This is a genomic window from Paenibacillus ottowii (assembly GCF_006874425.1).
GTDB classification, from domain to species: Bacteria; Bacillota; Bacilli; order Paenibacillales; family Paenibacillaceae; genus Paenibacillus; species Paenibacillus ottowii.
Map to the genome: position 1 here is coordinate 391,354 of NZ_VIJZ01000001.1, position 15,774 is coordinate 407,127.

At 47.9% G+C, this 15,774-nt stretch carries 16 protein-coding genes; 13 read left to right on the forward strand and 3 right to left on the reverse strand.

Features of this window, described 5'->3' with window-relative positions:
• Nucleotides 1-41 precede the first annotated feature (41 nt).
• The 6 genes from FKV70_RS01785 to FKV70_RS01810 all read left to right on the forward strand — a co-directional run bounded on the left by FKV70_RS01785 (nt 42) and on the right by FKV70_RS01810 (nt 6,144).
• Nucleotides 42-1,382, forward strand: coding sequence for a UDP-glucose dehydrogenase family protein (locus FKV70_RS01785; protein WP_142611653.1), 1,341 nt, complete (start codon nt 42-44; stop codon nt 1,380-1,382).
• 13 nt (nt 1,383-1,395) lie between these two features.
• Complete coding sequence (locus FKV70_RS01790; protein ID WP_142611654.1) at nt 1,396-2,373, forward strand: LCP family glycopolymer transferase; 978 nt, start codon at nt 1,396-1,398, stop codon at nt 2,371-2,373.
• Between the two features lie 118 nt (nt 2,374-2,491).
• Entirely contained in the window at nt 2,492-2,989 is a 498-nt protein-coding gene (locus tag FKV70_RS01795; RefSeq protein WP_142611655.1) for a hypothetical protein, read from the forward strand.
• 115 nt (nt 2,990-3,104) lie between these two features.
• Nucleotides 3,105-4,025 (forward strand): ABC transporter ATP-binding protein, encoded by a 921-nt coding sequence (locus tag FKV70_RS01800; protein WP_142611656.1) that lies wholly within the window; start codon nt 3,105-3,107, stop codon nt 4,023-4,025.
• The gene (locus tag FKV70_RS01805) at nt 4,018-4,800 is read left to right on the forward strand and encodes an ABC transporter permease (RefSeq protein ID WP_064795449.1); all 783 of its coding nucleotides are present in this window, start codon (nt 4,018-4,020) and stop codon (nt 4,798-4,800) included. The genes FKV70_RS01800 and FKV70_RS01805 overlap by 8 nt, the downstream gene beginning before the upstream one ends.
• A 258-nt stretch (nt 4,801-5,058) precedes the next feature.
• On the forward strand, nt 5,059-6,144 hold the full coding sequence (locus FKV70_RS01810; RefSeq protein WP_064795448.1) for an AI-2E family transporter: 1,086 nt from the start codon (nt 5,059-5,061) through the stop codon (nt 6,142-6,144).
• Between the two features lie 39 nt (nt 6,145-6,183).
• On the opposite strand, the gene FKV70_RS01815 is transcribed toward FKV70_RS01810, so the two are convergent.
• Nucleotides 6,184-6,660 carry a bactofilin family protein gene (locus tag FKV70_RS01815; RefSeq protein WP_142611657.1) on the reverse strand — a complete coding sequence of 159 codons (477 nt, stop codon included), beginning with the start codon at nt 6,658-6,660 and terminating at the stop codon, nt 6,184-6,186.
• A gap of 45 nt (nt 6,661-6,705) precedes the next feature.
• Nucleotides 6,706-7,737 carry a M23 family metallopeptidase gene (locus FKV70_RS01820; RefSeq protein WP_142611658.1) on the reverse strand — a complete coding sequence of 344 codons (1,032 nt, stop codon included), beginning with the start codon at nt 7,735-7,737 and terminating at the stop codon, nt 6,706-6,708.
• 122 nt (nt 7,738-7,859) lie between these two features.
• Between FKV70_RS01820 and cls the strand changes: the two genes are divergently transcribed.
• Nucleotides 7,860-9,290 (forward strand): cardiolipin synthase, encoded by a 1,431-nt coding sequence (gene cls / locus FKV70_RS01825; RefSeq protein ID WP_142611659.1) that lies wholly within the window; start codon nt 7,860-7,862, stop codon nt 9,288-9,290.
• A 194-nt stretch (nt 9,291-9,484) separates the two neighbouring features.
• Nucleotides 9,485-10,429, forward strand: coding sequence for a YitT family protein (locus tag FKV70_RS01830; RefSeq protein WP_081276708.1), 945 nt, complete (start codon nt 9,485-9,487; stop codon nt 10,427-10,429).
• 68 nt (nt 10,430-10,497) lie between these two features.
• On the opposite strand, the gene ligD is transcribed toward FKV70_RS01830, so the two are convergent.
• A complete protein-coding gene (ligD, locus tag FKV70_RS01835; RefSeq protein WP_063207819.1) occupies nt 10,498-11,400 on the reverse strand; it encodes a non-homologous end-joining DNA ligase in 903 nt (300 codons plus the stop codon).
• Between the two features lie 212 nt (nt 11,401-11,612).
• On the opposite strand from ligD, the gene FKV70_RS26325 reads away from it, so the two are divergent.
• The 5 genes from FKV70_RS26325 (at nt 11,613) to FKV70_RS01860 (ending at nt 15,773) form a co-directional block, all read left to right on the forward strand.
• The gene (locus FKV70_RS26325) at nt 11,613-12,011 is read left to right on the forward strand and encodes a sulfotransferase (RefSeq protein WP_244310611.1); all 399 of its coding nucleotides are present in this window, start codon (nt 11,613-11,615) and stop codon (nt 12,009-12,011) included.
• A 192-nt stretch (nt 12,012-12,203) separates the two neighbouring features.
• Nucleotides 12,204-14,129, forward strand: coding sequence for an asparagine synthase-related protein (locus FKV70_RS01845; protein ID WP_142611660.1), 1,926 nt, complete (start codon nt 12,204-12,206; stop codon nt 14,127-14,129).
• A gap of 52 nt (nt 14,130-14,181) precedes the next feature.
• Nucleotides 14,182-14,310: a paeninodin family lasso peptide gene (locus tag FKV70_RS01850; protein WP_013369856.1), complete on the forward strand. Its 129-nt coding sequence runs from the start codon at nt 14,182-14,184 to the stop codon at nt 14,308-14,310.
• A gap of 136 nt (nt 14,311-14,446) precedes the next feature.
• Nucleotides 14,447-15,493 (forward strand): serine kinase, encoded by a 1,047-nt coding sequence (locus tag FKV70_RS01855; RefSeq protein ID WP_142611661.1) that lies wholly within the window; start codon nt 14,447-14,449, stop codon nt 15,491-15,493.
• The gene (locus FKV70_RS01860) at nt 15,471-15,773 is read left to right on the forward strand and encodes a lasso peptide biosynthesis PqqD family chaperone (protein ID WP_142611662.1); all 303 of its coding nucleotides are present in this window, start codon (nt 15,471-15,473) and stop codon (nt 15,771-15,773) included. The genes FKV70_RS01855 and FKV70_RS01860 overlap by 23 nt, the downstream gene beginning before the upstream one ends.
• Nucleotide 15,774: the final 1 nt, after the last annotated feature.

The window sequence follows — 15,774 nt, forward strand, 5'->3', positions numbered from 1 at the left end:
GTACGATGCAATGAGACAGCATGTAAAAGGGGGAATTGTTTTTGAAGCTATGTGTGGTAGGTGCCGGATATGTTGGACTGGTGTCAGGGGTCTGTTTTGCCGCGCTTGGAAATACCGTCGTCTGTATCGACCAGAATGAAGATAAAATTCGGCAGTTACGTGCAGGCGGGGTACCGATTTATGAACCAGGCTTAAAGGCTCTAATTAAAGATAATGTGGAGCAGGGGCGGCTGAGCTTTACAACAGATATCGCGGCCTCGGTGCAAGCAGCTGATATTGTTATTTTGGCGGTAGGCACGCCTTCATTGCCGAGTGGAGAAGCCAACCTGTCCTATATTGAAGAAGCAGCGTGCGAGGTGGCAGATGCCATGAATGGCTACAAGATCATTGTCACCAAAAGCACGGTGCCTGTCGGAACGAACGAGCGTATTCAAAACTGGATGGCGAGTCGCACGAACTATCCTTTTGGCATCGCTTCGGTTCCTGAATTTTTACGAGAAGGCTCGGCAGTGATAGACACTCTACAGCCAGATCGGATCGTCATTGGAGCTTCTGATCCGCATGTGGCGGCGGTGCTAACTACTCTGCATGAGCCGCTGACAACGAATATCTTAACCACGGATATCCGTTCGGCCGAGATGATCAAGTATGCGTCGAACGCTTTTTTGGCGACCAAAATTTCGTTTATCAATGAGATTGCTAATATTTGTGAAAAGGTAGGGGCAGACGTTACACGCGTGGCCCACGGTATGGGGCTGGACCAACGGATCGGTTCCTCCTTTTTGTCCGCTGGTATTGGCTATGGGGGTTCGTGTTTTCCCAAGGATACACAGGCTTTAATTCAAATTGCAGGCAACGTAGATTATGAATTTAAGCTGCTGAAATCCGTAGTAGAGGTGAATCAGGGACAACGTTTTAACGTGATCCGCAAGCTGAAAGAGGCACTGGGTGAGCTGGAAGGAGCTACGATTGGCATATGGGGGCTGGCCTTTAAACCGAATACAGATGACGTAAGAGACGCTCCGGCGATGGATATCATGCAGTCGCTGCTGGAGGCAGGGGCGCACATTCGTGCATATGACCCGATCGCTACCGCTAACTTCCGGCGATTGCTGGACAGCCCGGAAATACAGTGGACCGATAGTGCGCGAGAAGCAGCGGTAGGGTGCGATGCATTGTGTCTTCTGACAGAATGGGAGGAGTTTGGTGAGGTCGGATTGGGTGAACTGAACGAGCTGATGAAGTATCCCATTATGATTGACGGGCGCAATGTGTATAGGGAAGAACAAATCAGACAAACTTCCTTTGCATACTATTCTGTTGGTAGACCACAGATGAACAATCTGGATATAGATCGTCATCAGTCTGTAGTGAATCCGTAAAGGGAGGCTGCGTATGAAACGATGGCTGAAGGTGACGTTGGGCGCCGTGGCGTTATTGGTGGTAGGAGGGGCCGCCTATACCACCTATGTGTATCATTCCTTTAAAACAGCGGCGAATGCGATGTATCATCCGCGCAGCATCGTGCAGCCCGGAGCCGTCTCTAGCCTTGCAACGGGCGGAGTGGGGCGCTCCGTGGGTACAGACACTGGAGCGAGTACACCCAATCCGGCAGCCATCTCCCAGTTCAAGCCGTTCACCGTGCTGGTGCTGGGTGTAGATCGGCGGCCGCACGATCCAGGTCGATCCGATACGATGATCGTTCTATCTGTGAATCCCGCCAAGGGTTCGATGTTGATGTTCAACATTCCACGCGATACGCGAACAGAGTTGATGGGTAGAGGGCGTGATGACAAAATCAATCACGCGTTTGCTTTCGGAGGCGTGGATATGTCGATCCGTACGGTAGAGCATTTTTTGAACCATTCGATAGATTACTATGTACAAATGAATATGGAAGGGTTTGCGAAAATGGTGGACCTTGTGGGGGGAGTCGAGGTTTACAATCCGCTTGATTTTCAGTATGAGGGGCATCATTTTGCGCAGGGGAATTTGAACTTGAACGGAACTGAAGCATTGGCCTATGCCCGTATGCGATTTGATGATCCGCGTGGGGATCTCGGAAGGAACGCCCGCCAGCGAGAGCTGCTCAAGCAAATTCTGGCCCAATCCATCAGCGAAGAAGGGCTGTTGCGAGTAAAACCGATCCTGGAGGCAGCAGGGAAACAGATTCGCACAGACATTAGCTTTGACGATATGAAAACCTTTCTGACCCAGATCGGCCCTTCTCTTAAGCAGACGGATACCGTTGAGATCAAGGGACATGGGAGCAAAATCAACGGCGTGTATTATTACATCGTAGATGAGCCGGAACGCCAACGCATCCATGGAATATTGGAGAAGCACTTGCTCACAACTGCCCCATCGCCTTAGGCAGGATCGTAGCAGGCGGGTGTCCCTCAGGGGAGACCCGTTGTTCTCTTCTAAACTCCTCTTGTCCCACATACATCTGTAGAGTATTCGGTACAGTCCGACAGAGGGAGGGGCATGTATGCTGCTTAGAAGGAGAGCAGCTTCGGCGTTCGTCCGTAAGTTGCTGTATTTTGCAAGCATATGTGGGTTGCTATGGCTGCTGTGGATGGGTCTGCGTGGGATGATGTCTACGGGGGAAGGGAATCAAGCCGTAAAAGTGCTGAATGAGTTCTACACGATGGAGCAATCGGGGAATTTTGGCGGCTCATGGGAGCTTTTTCATTCACAAATGAAGAAAAAATTCGAGAAGTCCACGTATGTACAACAGCGTGCGCACGTTTTTATGCAGGATATGGGGACGGATACGTTTACGTTTGAACTGGGGGAACCGCAGGCTGAGTACGATATTCGTACTGATTCGAATGGAGAAGAGCTAGGTAAGGTCTACCGTATTACGGTCACTCAACATTACAAGACTCGCTTTGGCACTTTTGATATTGTGCAGCCTTGTTATGTGACGCAGGAAGATGAGGAGTGGAGGGTGCTTTGGATATACAAGGAAAAGGAACAGCCATAATAAGATGCCCCCGAAGGTGTTTCTGATAGGATAAATATGGTACAATACTTCCAAAACCGGAAATGTACAGTAAAAAGAATAACAGCTTCACTCCGGGTGGAAGGAGTTTCATAGCATGCAGCAAGCGGCAGGACAGGTTCCCGTAATACGTATGGAGGGTGTGAGTAAAATCATTTCCTCAAAAGCGATCGTGGACAATCTGACACTGGAGGTTCCGGCCGGACAGGTATTTGGTTTCCTCGGACCCAACGGTGCGGGAAAAACGACCACTATTCGTATGATGGTTGGCCTGATTTCGATCAGCAAGGGTGATATTCATATTTGTGGAGACAGCATCATTACCGATTTTGAAAAGGCTGTTTCCCATGTTGGTGCGATTGTTGAGAACCCGGAAATGTACAAGTTTCTGACAGGCTATCAAAATTTGCAGCATTTTGCACGTATGTCTCCCGGGGTGATCCAAGAGCGTATAGATGAAGCGATTCGTCTGGTAGGACTCGGAAACCGAATTCATGATAAAGTCAAAACCTATTCGCTCGGAATGCGGCAGCGACTCGGGGTAGCTCAGGCAATTTTGCATCGACCGAAGCTGCTCGTGCTGGATGAGCCGACCAATGGCTTGGACCCGCAGGGTATTCGTGAACTGCGGGATTATTTGCGTCAATTGACCCGTTCGGAAGGAATTTCCGTATTTGTATCAAGTCATTTGTTGTCCGAAATGGAGCTGATGTGCGACCGTGTGGCTATTATTCAGAGCGGGCGGTTGGTCGATATCAAGCAGTTGAAGAATTCAGAGGGAGAACTGCAGACGGCAGAAATTGCTTTTGAAGTCAATGATGCCGAGCAAGCTTATACCCTTGCTGGAGCAGGGCGCATCGAAGGCAATCAACTACTGCTGCACTTGGAGCGGGAGCAGATTGCAGAGATGAACAGTCTGCTGGCTGCAAATGGAGTCAAGGTGTATGCCATTCACCCGGTTGCCCGTACGTTGGAAGATCAATTTTTGGAAGTGACGGGAGGCGGGTCCATTGGCTGATTTCTTCAAGCTGGTACATAACGAAAATCTTAAAATCTACTTGCGTGTGCGCACGTGGATTATGCTCGGACTGCTAGCGGTCATCACCGCTGTGATTCCAATGCTGATTTCTCTGGTTTCCGATCAGGTCAGTGTGTGGGATGGCATCGCATTGACAACGTTGTTTACATTTTTTCTAAATACGACGTTTACGGTTATTGTAGCTGCTGATTCAGTGGCTGGCGAATTTACATGGGGGACGATTAAGCTGCTGCTCATCCGACCTTGGACTCGCAGCAAAATTTTGTTGTCCAAGTATATATCGGTGATTTTGTTCAGTTTGCTTGGAACGATCGTTTTGGTTTTGATGGTTACGCTATCCTCCTGGCTGATGTTATCGAAGGACACACCAGCAGGCTCTGTTCCGCTGTTCAGTGATCCAATCTCTTACGTAACGCTAAACTTCTTGTATAGCTATATCGCCTTATTCGTAACCATGGCTTTTGCATTTATGTTATCCGCAGTGTTTCGATCCAGCGCCTTGGCGATTGGTTTGTCCTTGTTTATGATGTTCACCAAAACCATTTATAACTCGATTGGCTTGTTCAGCACAGATCGTTTTGAATGGACCAAATACGTACTCTTTACGCATATGGATCTGAAAAAATATCTGGATATGCCGCCGGGTACAGTAAGTTCCGATCTAATCTTTTCGCTCGCCGTGCTGGCCGCTTATTATGTGGTTTTTATCGCAGTTGCCTGGGTGGTATTCGTAAAACGGGATGTTTCAACCTAGACATGTTTCTCTTAGAATGAATGATTTAATCATACGAGGATTTTGGCAAAATGCCGAGATCATAAAAAGGAAGTCCAATGCTTAGGCAGTTGGACTTCCTTTTTTATATGTTAACACTGTTCATGCAGTATTTATGTCATTTTTGCTACATATTCTGCAAGTGTGGGTATATTGTAATCTATTTTCAGCAAGAATCAATCAATAGGGTCGGTTTGCGTTTAAAGAAGTAGAGAGAAACAGAACAGGGGGGCGCATGATATGCTGCAAAATAATCGTTTTTTTCGTCTGACTTCAGGAATCGTCATGCTGTTGCTCATCATTTACTTGGGCACCAAAGTAAGTTTTATATTCAGTCCTCTCGTATCCTTGGTCAGCCTGCTGATTGTACCGCTGATGCTATCTTTTTTCCTCTATTATTTATTGAGACCGATCGTAGATGTTATGGAACGGAGAAAAATCAAACGATCGATTTCCATATTGCTGATCTATTTGGTCATTGGCGTGTTGCTATTCCTTTTCTCATGGGGAGTGTGGCCTACGCTCCGTGATCAGGTAACCAATTTATTTGAGAATGCGCCGAAGCTCATTAAAAGTCTGGTTGATCAATTGAGCCAGTGGCGGCATAATCAATCCTTGAGACAAGTGCTGCCTCCAGGTGAAGACCCGCTGTCACAACTGTCAGATACCTTAAATGAAGCCTTTTCTGCGCTGTCAGATTATTCGGTAAAGCTGGTATCGTTCGTATCCTACTTTTTTATTGTATTGGCTACCTTCCCGATATTGCTCTACTATATGTTGAAGGAAGGGAGCAAGTTTGGCCCCAAAATGCTAAATTTCTTTCCTAGAAAATATCACAAGGACGCGCTGGAGGTGATGGAGGATATCGATAGTGCGCTTAGCAGCTTTATCGTCAGTCGGGTGCTGATCAATGTCGCACTGGGCTTGATGATGTTCCTTGGATTTTTGATTATTGGTTTGCCTTATGCCTTGCTGCTTGCCGTTATTTCGATTTTCCTTAATTTTATTCCCTATGTGGGGGCAGTAGCTGCTTCTATACCTGTGGTTATCATTGGATTTCTCGAATCGCCTTCGATGGCGCTCTGGTCGCTGGTGGTGGTGATCGTTGCCCAGCAAATTCAGGATAATTGGTTATCACCGATTGTCTTTGGCAAGCAGTTGGATATTCATCCGTTGACTGTCGTCATTTTATTGCTGGTTGGTGGCGACCTGCTCGGGATCTTGGGGATCATTTTGGTGATTCCATTATATATGTGCGGCAAAATCGTCATACGCAAGGTGTATCATTTATTTTTGGAACGCAGAGTGGAAGATATTATGGAGTGAATGGAGGTTGTACTGGATATAAAAGGAGTATAAGCCGATCTAGCCTGCTTCAGGTTGTAGGGTGGCTTCGCTGTCCTCTTCGTCTTGGCTGAAACTGGATTGGTTTTCATCATCCGATTTCTCTGTAGCCGTCAGCGATTCTGCCTCTATGGCTTGGTTCATCGTGGTTTGGTTCATTTGACTGGTGCCGTTCAGGATGCCGCCTTCAGAGATGACCAGCGTGGGGGTCGTCGTATTTCCATACAGTTCGCCTGTGGGTGTAATGGTCAATCGTTCTTCTGTGGTGATGCTGCCGAACACCTTGCCGGCCAGAATGACGTCCCGTGCAATGATGTCCGAGCGTACAACCGCAGATTCTCCAATGACGACAGTATGAGTGCTGTAGATATCGCCCTGAAAGTGACCGTCGATGCGAATATTGGCCTCTGCCACAATCGTACCTTCAAAGCGGGTGCCATGCGCGAGCAGTGTATCCGTAGCTGGGGTGGGGAGCTTTTTCTTGGATTCCTTGAACATAAGCGTGTGCCTCCAATCCTTTATTGTCAGTATTTTGCAAAATCCTCATTGTACATACAGTAATGGATCGACAGGTTGGTTATGCTTGACAATCTGAAAATGAAGATGAGGTCCTGTACTTCTTCCGGTGCTTCCTAGCAGGCCAATGGTCTGTCCTTTGTGAACACGGTCCCCCGGAGCCACCTGCATACCGCTTAGGTGCATATACCAGCTCTGAAGTCCGTCAGGATGCTGGATGATGATACACTTGCCGCGGGCTCCACTGGAAGCGGCCTCCAGCACAGTGCCTGCTCCTGCCGCATAGACAGGATCGCCGGATTGACCGGCAATGTCCACGCCGGAATGAAAAGCGGACCTACCTGTAAATGGGTCGCTGCGATAGCCGAAGCTGGAGGTCATGCGCCGCGAACCCGCAGGCCAAATCGAGGGTCTCCCTTGTTCAGTAAGTTCGAGTCTGCGGGTCTGGAGCAGCTGTGCGGCTTGTTTGCGCTCCAGGTTCTGCTGGACGGCGTTTGCTTGTTGAATCGAGCGCGGAACCGTACGTTCCACGGTGTCCAGCAGAGCCTCGATTTCCTGAAAGTCATCCATGGCCTGGCTGGCTAAAAGGGCTGTATTTTCATGCACTGCGATCAATTCGCCTCCGATATGATCGGAAGCATTCCAGGAGAGCGGAGTTATGGTTGATTTATGGCTGCTTGTGCTGGAGGAATTTCCGTATTTACGAATGAATTGCTGCATTTGTTGTTCCAGCTCTGTTACGCGCTGGAGACGTTCGCGAATACTGGTGGCTTGATTCGTCAGCTCCATGACTTCTTGTCGCAGCCGCCCAATAGCTGCGTCTTTGTCTGCTACCGTGACCTCCATCTGCAAACTCTGAACAGCAAGATTGGTTTCCATTTGGGAAATAATATGGGAAGAACGGATTTGCAGCCCGATCACGAGCGTAGAGATTGATGCGATCACAAGGGTCGGGACGAGAATGACAGCGGCTGTGGAGCATTGTAGCTGCTTGGGTGGTTGCTGTGCATCCCGAATGACAAGCAGGGTCATCCGGCGATTTAGGCTTCCTTTTTTCATAATCGCTCCTTTCCGGACATCGCTCCTATAGTGCTTGGTTACTATCTATTCAGTTTAAAAGGCAAACATGTCAAAAAAATTGGAGCTTTGTATAAAACGTAGATATATAAGGAGGCTTAGACATGCTGTGGTTGCTGTTGGTTTTAATTGTTTTTATTTTTCAGACCGGGACGATTCTGCTATTCGAATTTCGCAAGCCGTCCAAGGCGGTAGCCTGGCTCTTTATTTTATTTTGTTTCCCGCTCATTGGTTTTGTGGTGTACTATTTTGTCGCACAGGATTACCAGAAGCGTAAAGTGGTTCGTAAAGCAGGATCACAGCTATTTCGTGAATTCCGTGAACGTCTGTGGGCACAAACCAGGGTGATTGAAAATGTAGAGCAAATGCACAATCCCCATTTCAAGCATCAGGAGCGTCTGTTTAATCAGTTAATTCGTATGTCGGAAAACCCGTTGACTGGCTGCAACCGCACTCGTGTGCTGACGAATGGAGAAGAGACCTTTGAGGCCATGCTGACAGCGATGGAGCATGCGCAACACCATATTCATGTGGAATTTTACATATTTCGAGCAGACGAAATCGGAAAGAAATTTCAGGAGGTCATGATCCGTAAGGCCCGTGAGGGAGTGAAGGTGCGATTCATTGTGGATGGGGTAGGAAGCTACAATTTGCCCTATTCATTTATTCGCACTTGTAGTGAGGCTGGGGTGGAATTTCATTATTTTCTACCGCCTTTTTTTGCCACGCTGGATCGCCGGATTAACTATCGTAATCACAGGAAAATTGTGGTGGTGGACGGCACGATCGGATTTGTGGGGGGAATCAATGTAGGCGACGATTATCTCGGAAAGTACCCTAAAGTGGGATTTTGGAGGGATACACACTTGCAGATTGAAGGAGATGGCGTTTATTTTCTGCAAAATGTGTTTCTTAGCGACTGGAAACTGGCTTCAAAAGAGCGGCTGATGGATGTGAATTTATTTCCCCCACATAACTGCACAGGGATTGAGGAAGTGCAGATTTTGAGCAGTGGTCCTGATCAGGTGTGGGATACGATTCAGGAATTATGCTTTGGAGCGCTCACGGTTGCCAAACAGCGGATTTGGATAACGACGCCGTATTTTATTCCCGATCCGGGGATTTATGAGGCGCTGAAGCTGGCGGCCGTCAGTGGCATCGATGTAAAAATTATTATTCCCTACCAATCAGATTCAAAACTGGTTCATCTGGCCTCACTGTCCTATGTACAAGAATTGCTGGAGGCAGGAGTGGAGTTCTACCAATATCGAAAAGGATTTATTCACGCCAAAGTGGTGATTGTGGATGATTTGCTTGGCTCGGTCGGGACCGCAAATATGGACATGCGCAGCTTTTTCTATAATTTTGAGTTGACTGCTGTACTTTTTGCCACTTCGGCGATAGATCGGCTTTCTGCAGATTTTGTAGAGGACATTTCCAACTCTTCAAAAATAGAATTGAATGTGTTTCGCAGACGTCCTCGATCTCAAAAGTTAGCTGAAATTCTAACTCGCATGCTCTCTCCTCTCCTTTAAAGGCGATTTTCGCCGTTTTTATCAATATAATCCCTCTTTATTGTGATTTATGTGCTCTTTACTAACTTTTTTGCGCAAAATCACAGTTTTATGATATACTATTCGTATAACTAAGCGCCGTAAAGGAGAGGGGACTGCGGGGAGCAGCCCCTTTTTCGGTCTAATATACCATACTGTAACGGGGGGATTTATATATGAGTGTAGTGAGCAAGGAAGTCCAAAATCTGTCTGAGATCACAGATGTAACCGGAGAGTTGACCAAGATCAGCAAAATTCCAGCTAATCCAAAGAACAAAGTAAAACGCTTATTCCAGCGTGCAGCCATGATCGTGGTTGGTGCAGCGCTGATGGCTGTGGGACTGGAAATATTCCTGGTTCCTAATGGCGTTATTGACGGAGGTGTTACAGGTATTTCCATTATGGCCTCCAAGATTACTGGTTATCCGCTCGGTATTTTCCTGACCCTGTTGAACCTTCCATTTTTACTTATCGGTTACAAACAAATCGGTAAAACCTTCGCTTTATCCACATTATTCGGCATTGTTGTTATGTCCATCGGAACTGCGTTACTTCACAATGTAAGTGCATTGACTCCAGGGGAACCGCTGCTCGGCGCGATCTTTGGGGGTGTCATTCTTGGCGTTGGGGTGGGTCTTGTGATTCGATCCGGCGGCTCGCTGGATGGCACGGAGATTGTGGCTATTCTCGTCAGTGAGAAGACTCCCTTTTCGGTCGGTGAGATCGTACTGTTTGTGAATATTTTCATTCTGGGAAGTGCAGGTTTTGTGTTCGGTTGGCCGAATGCCCTGTATTCCATGATTGCTTATTATATTGCTATGAAAATGATTGATATTACGATTGAGGGTCTGGATCAGTCCAAATCGGTCTGGATTATTAGTGAGAAATACCGTGATATCGGAGATGCCCTGACGGACCGTCTTGGACGGGGAGTAACTTATCTGGAAGGGGAAGGCGGCTTTACAGGCGAGAGCAAGAAAGTGATTTTCGTCGTCATAACCCGACTGGAGGAAGCGAAGCTGAAGAGCATTGTTGAAGATTGGGACCCGCACGCCTTCGTTGCGATCGGTAACATTCACGATGTGAAGGGCGGACGCTTTAAGAAAAAAGGAATACACTAGCGCAAGGGGACAATTTCTCAGCCTATGGCTGCGGGGTTCGTCCCCTTTTTTATGCTTCCAAGCATGGATCAGGTGGGGGAAGCCTTGGTGCGCATATGCTGAAGGATATTTTCGATCGGCTGGGGAGGGACCTTAGCGATCAAGTCGCCTACCTGGTTTAACCGTTCCTCAATATTCAGCAAATGGTAGTCAAGTGGCGACACATCCTGCCGTACCTCCTCCCAGGTTAGCGGAGTGGAGACCGTAGCGCCGGGACGTGCCCGTGGAGTATATGGAGCAGCTAGGGTTTTTCCCTGATAATGCTGCAGATAATCAAAATAGATGGCTGTTCCGCGATCCTTCTTTAATCGTTCCAGAGTGAACAGATGCGGGTGCTTTTCCGTCACAAATTGGCCAACCAACAGGCCAATGCTGCGCAGCTCGTCAAAGGTTACGCCTGTACGGATTGGAACGATAATTTGTACACCTGTGGCCCCGGAGGTTTTGGGGACCGAGTCCAACCCAAGCGAAGCCAAAACTTCGCCTACAATGGAGGCGGCCTCCATAATACGTGGCTCGACCTCTCTGGATGGATCAAGATCAATCATCCATTCACAAGGCAGTTGGCTTCCTGCTAGGTGCAGAGAGGGGTGAAATTCCAATGCAGCTTGATTACCGAGCCAGAGTAGCTGGGGCAGCTTGCCGAGCACGATATACTCAATGCCGTCATGCAGAGCGGTTTCAATGTAGTCTGGCCGCGGCTGTGGGGCATTTTTCTGATAAAAAAAATCCCCGTGAATCCCATGTGGCCAACGGATGACAGTCAATAGACGCTGATGGCAATATTTGAGCAGGAAGGGGGCCAATACCGCAAGCTTGCGAAGATATAGCGCCTTAGTTACACCCGCTTCGGGCCACAGCGGTTTATCCGGGTTTGTGATCGCAATTTCATGACCTTCGATCGTAATCGTACCTTTAACAGCTCGTCCCATAGTGCTAAGCTCCTTTTGGCTAACATGCAGCAACATCAATTTACAGACAACTGACTGCACTTCTACATCTACATAAGGTTTAACATGAACATGCAGCACAGAAATTATCCATTAAAGGGATTGACAAGATACATTATGTATCATAAATTATAATAAAAATACGATGTGTATCTATTAAAACATCTCTGAGCAGAGGTAGAGGAGGAGTGTGCTTGATTGACAAGCAAGGCGGAAAGCTCGTATTTCTATTGAGTGTCCCTCGAAGTGGAAGCTCGCTGCTAACCGCTATTTTGCAAAACCATTCTCGCCTGTTTGCCACACCTCTTCCACTTGCATACCCGCTTATGTATGAACAATTCGTAGCTAATCCAACGTTGGAGATCGAGAAGCTGTGTCATTTTCTGGGGGTCCATTATGAGCCGGGGATGGAAAGGTACGGGAACTTTGCGGATACGCCTCAATCCAGTCTTTTTTATAGCATGGGAGCGGGTGATCCGTTTGTCATAGAGCATGAACAGGCGCATCAGAATTCAGTACATAGCTGGCAACATCTGTTGAGTACAATGGTAATTGAACTGTACACACCAATTCCTCCAACAAAGTGGCTTTGAATGGAAGACAGCTTATCGAATGCTGGAAGAACATGATGCGTATAACAAGGACTTAATGACAATTGCAACTCATCATGCTGCACCTCACACCACGGCAGAGATGGACATGGCACAGATGGTGAGTAATAGACGCATTCAATCGCTGGGCGTCTATAGTGTTATCAAGTATCGGAAAAGAAAAGGGGGGAGAACGTGAGTGCAATTGCCGGAATCTATAGATTTGGGCATGCGGCTGTATGTGCTGAAGAAGGCGAGAAAATGATGCAAACCTTGCAAAAATATCCCGCCGACCGCGTGTGCATTTGGCATGAAGGTTCCATTTTTTTGGGATGTCATGCCCAGCACGTGACCCCTGAATCTATTCATGAGCATCTTCCCTTTTATGATGAGCTAAGGGATTTGGCCATCACGGCCGATGCGATCATTGACAATCGTGCTGAGCTGTTTGAACGGCTGGCAGTTGGGCAGGGGCAGCGGCAAGATATCACAGACAGCGAGCTGATTTTGCTGGCATACGACAAATGGGGTGTAGATGCAGCCGGCTATCTAATAGGTGATTTTGCCTTTGTCATTTGGGATGCTAAAGAACATCGATTATATGGTGCTAGAGATATGACAGGCAATCGTACGCTGTATACCTACCAACATGACGGAGGATTTGCGTTTAGCACGGTAATCGCTCCGCTATGGGTTCTGTCCTCTCTGAGAAAAGAACTGCATGAACCCTGGCTGGCCGAATTCTTATCGATCCGTGCGATGCAGGAATCGGTCGATATCGGGACGACCGCCTACAAGCATATTAACCAGTTGCCTCCCGCACATTGGTTCACCATGGAAGAGGGAAAACAAACGCTCCATAAGTATGCATGTCTGGAGGAGGTAGAGCCACTGCGGCTCAAAACAGGGGGCGAATACATAGAAGCTTTCCGCGAGGTATTCTCACAGGCGGTGAATGCCCGGTTACGGACGCATCGGGCTGTAGGGGCTGCCCTGAGCGGGGGATTGGATTCCGGAGCGGTTGCCAGCTTTGCCGCGCCATCGCTGCACTTACAACATAAGCCGCTACATGCTTACAGCTATGTTCCTGTACAAGATTTTACAGATTGGACACCGCCTACATTGCTGGCGAATGAACGCAGCTACATTCATTCCACGGCTCGTTATGTGGGCAACATTCAAGAAAATTATATGGATTTTGAAGGGAAAAGCCCGTTTTCTGAAATTGATATGTGGCTGGAGTTGATGGAAGCTCCCTACAAATATTTTGAAAACTCCTTCTGGATCAGGGGTTTTTATGAAAAAGCTCAGGAACACAATGTCGGTGTTCTGTTGACTGGAGCACGCGGGAATTTTACCGTATCGTGGGGGCCTGCGCTGGACTATTACGCCCGTCAGTTTCGTCGTTTGCACTGGCTGCAATCCTTGCAGGGGGTGTGGCAATACAGCAAGCTTACAGGCAATCGTATGTCTCATCTACTCCCCGTGGTGTTGAAAAAAGCCACTTCACTTGAAGCCTGTACATGGTTGCGACACAGCCATCGAAGTCCAATTCCATCACTGATTCACCCGGAGTTTGCCAAAAGGATGAATGTAGAAGATATTCCTGTATTGAGTGGCACCGGTTGGAGAAAAAGTGCCGATCAGACAAGAAAAGAGAAGTTTTCAAATTTGGCGATTGCCAACAAAAATGGTGTCATGGCGACCAAGCTTTCACTCCGTTATGGCCTGTGGGAACGTGATCCGACCGGAGATAGCCGTGTCATTCGCTTTTGTTTATCGGTGCCATTTGAACAATATGTACAAAACGGTCGGGACAGGGCCCTCATTCGTAAAGCTATGCGTGATCATCTTCCTGATGATGTTCGATTGAATCAGCGAGTACGCGGCGTACAGCCTGCGGATTGGCTACATCGTATGATTCCTTGTTGGGATGAGTTTATGGGAGAGCTGCAAGTGATGTGTCATGATTTAAGAGCTGCCGAATATCTCAATATGGACTATATTAAGACCGCGATGGCGAACTACCGAAGTCCCCGTCCGGAACAGGCATCTGATCCGAATATACGACTGTTCATGCATAGCTTGATCGTGTACCGTTTTCTCTGTGGATTGAACTAATTCTCATTTATCCGGTCAGACGGGTGCCATTCGTGAGAGGGGAGGTGATGAGATGAGTAAAAAAGAATGGCAGGAACCCACGATTGAGGTGCTGGATATTAACCAAACTATGGCAGGTAAAGGCTGGAAGCAGATTGACTGGGTGTCAGACCACGATGCCGATTTGTATAATCCTAGCTAATCGATCATTATACATGGGCCGATGCTGGGCTGAGAGTCAAATAGCTTAATGATCACGAGCCGTCTTTATTTCTTTGGGGTAGGTTGAACCCGAAGAAATAAAGACGGGATTTCAAGAATAGGGGAGTGGTCCTAGCGTGCATGACAGGAATACCCATATCCGTCGGGTGAAATATACAGCCTTTGGGCTCAGGATTGCCAGTGAGCTGATCTTACCAGAGCTAATCCCGGCAGAGCCGGGAGTGGAAGAGGATGTAGTCATTCGACAGGCTGATTTGTCAGCATGGAGGGAGCAACTGGAGCAGACCAATTTTGTAATGCAGGATGAACGCTTTATGTTCCAGATCCCGGGCACAGCCATTTATGCGATCAGAGAAGGCAAGGAAATCGAGGTAAGTATGCTGCCTGGGGCTGATCCCGACACCGTGCGGCTGTATATACTGGGTACATGCATGGGGGTTCTACTGCTGCAAAAACGGACTTTACCTATTCATGGAAGTGCGGTCGTCATCGGGGGGCGGGTCTACGCATTTGTAGGTGAATCCGGCGCGGGAAAATCGACGCTGGCTGCTGCGTTTAGACATGCAGGCTATCAGATGGTTAGTGATGACGTAATTGCTATAAATGTCACGGCTTCCGCAGCTATCGTATATCCGGCATATCCGCAGCAAAAGCTGGGGCTGGAAAGCTTGCTTCAATTGGAGGCTCTACAGGAGAAACATGTACTACACAAAGAGCACGTTCTTTCCCTAACCGACGGTAATCCTGCAACGCCACAATACCGAGATTTGCGTAAAATTGCAGGTGAGTTCAATAAATATGCGGTGCCTGCTGTGAATGAATTCTATAATGATCCGCTTCCTCTAGGCGGCGTATTCGAGCTTGTGAACAATTCATCAAACGGTGAGTTGATGCGTGGAGGGGAGCCAGTGATGGTTACGGAACAGCCCTTGAACAAACTGGAGTGCTTGCATACATTGCTCCAGCATACATATCGTAGGGGAATCATTCCGCGTATGAGTTTGGGTGAATGGTATTTTGATACAGCGGCCCGGATGGCTCGGAAGGTGGAAGGCTGGCGGCTGCTGAGGGACAGCTCCTTCTTCACGGCGTCCGAGGTTGTACAGCGAGTACTTGAACTCATTCATAAGGAGGAACATTATGGCAGCCACGAATTCAGCTAAGGATCATTATCGCGTCACGTACAGTGAAGAGGTCTATGTAAGTGATATGGACGGGGAAAAAGTAATGATGAGTATTCATACCGGAAAGTATTATAATTTGGGCTTCACGGGAGGACGAATCTGGGAACTGGCAGAATCCAGTCCTTCACTTGGAGAGATCGTAACTGTCCTGACAAATGAATATGAAGTGGACGAGGAACAGTGCAGGCAGCAGGTACATACTTTTATAGCTGAATTGGAGCGGGAAGGATTGTTGAGACTCCTACCGGAGTCGGACTGAC

Coding starts and splice junctions, on each gene's coding strand:
- FKV70_RS01820 (WP_142611658.1), bottom strand. CDS start 7,737: ATGAAAAAAGGAAGCCTAAATCGCCGGATGACCCTGCTTGTCATTCGG.
- cls (WP_142611659.1), top strand. CDS start 7,860: ATGCTGTGGTTGCTGTTGGTTTTAATTGTTTTTATTTTTCAGACCGGG.
- ligD (WP_063207819.1), bottom strand. CDS start 11,400: ATGGGACGAGCTGTTAAAGGTACGATTACGATCGAAGGTCATGAAATT.
- FKV70_RS01860 (WP_142611662.1), top strand. CDS start 15,471: ATGGCAGCCACGAATTCAGCTAAGGATCATTATCGCGTCACGTACAGT.
- FKV70_RS01815 (WP_142611657.1), bottom strand. CDS start 6,660: ATGTTCAAGGAATCCAAGAAAAAGCTCCCCACCCCAGCTACGGATACA.
- FKV70_RS01850 (WP_013369856.1), top strand. CDS start 14,182: ATGAGTAAAAAAGAATGGCAGGAACCCACGATTGAGGTGCTGGATATT.
- FKV70_RS01810 (WP_064795448.1), top strand. CDS start 5,059: ATGCTGCAAAATAATCGTTTTTTTCGTCTGACTTCAGGAATCGTCATG.
- FKV70_RS01830 (WP_081276708.1), top strand. CDS start 9,485: ATGAGTGTAGTGAGCAAGGAAGTCCAAAATCTGTCTGAGATCACAGAT.
- FKV70_RS01800 (WP_142611656.1), top strand. CDS start 3,105: ATGCAGCAAGCGGCAGGACAGGTTCCCGTAATACGTATGGAGGGTGTG.
- FKV70_RS01795 (WP_142611655.1), top strand. CDS start 2,492: ATGCTGCTTAGAAGGAGAGCAGCTTCGGCGTTCGTCCGTAAGTTGCTG.
- FKV70_RS01790 (WP_142611654.1), top strand. CDS start 1,396: ATGAAACGATGGCTGAAGGTGACGTTGGGCGCCGTGGCGTTATTGGTG.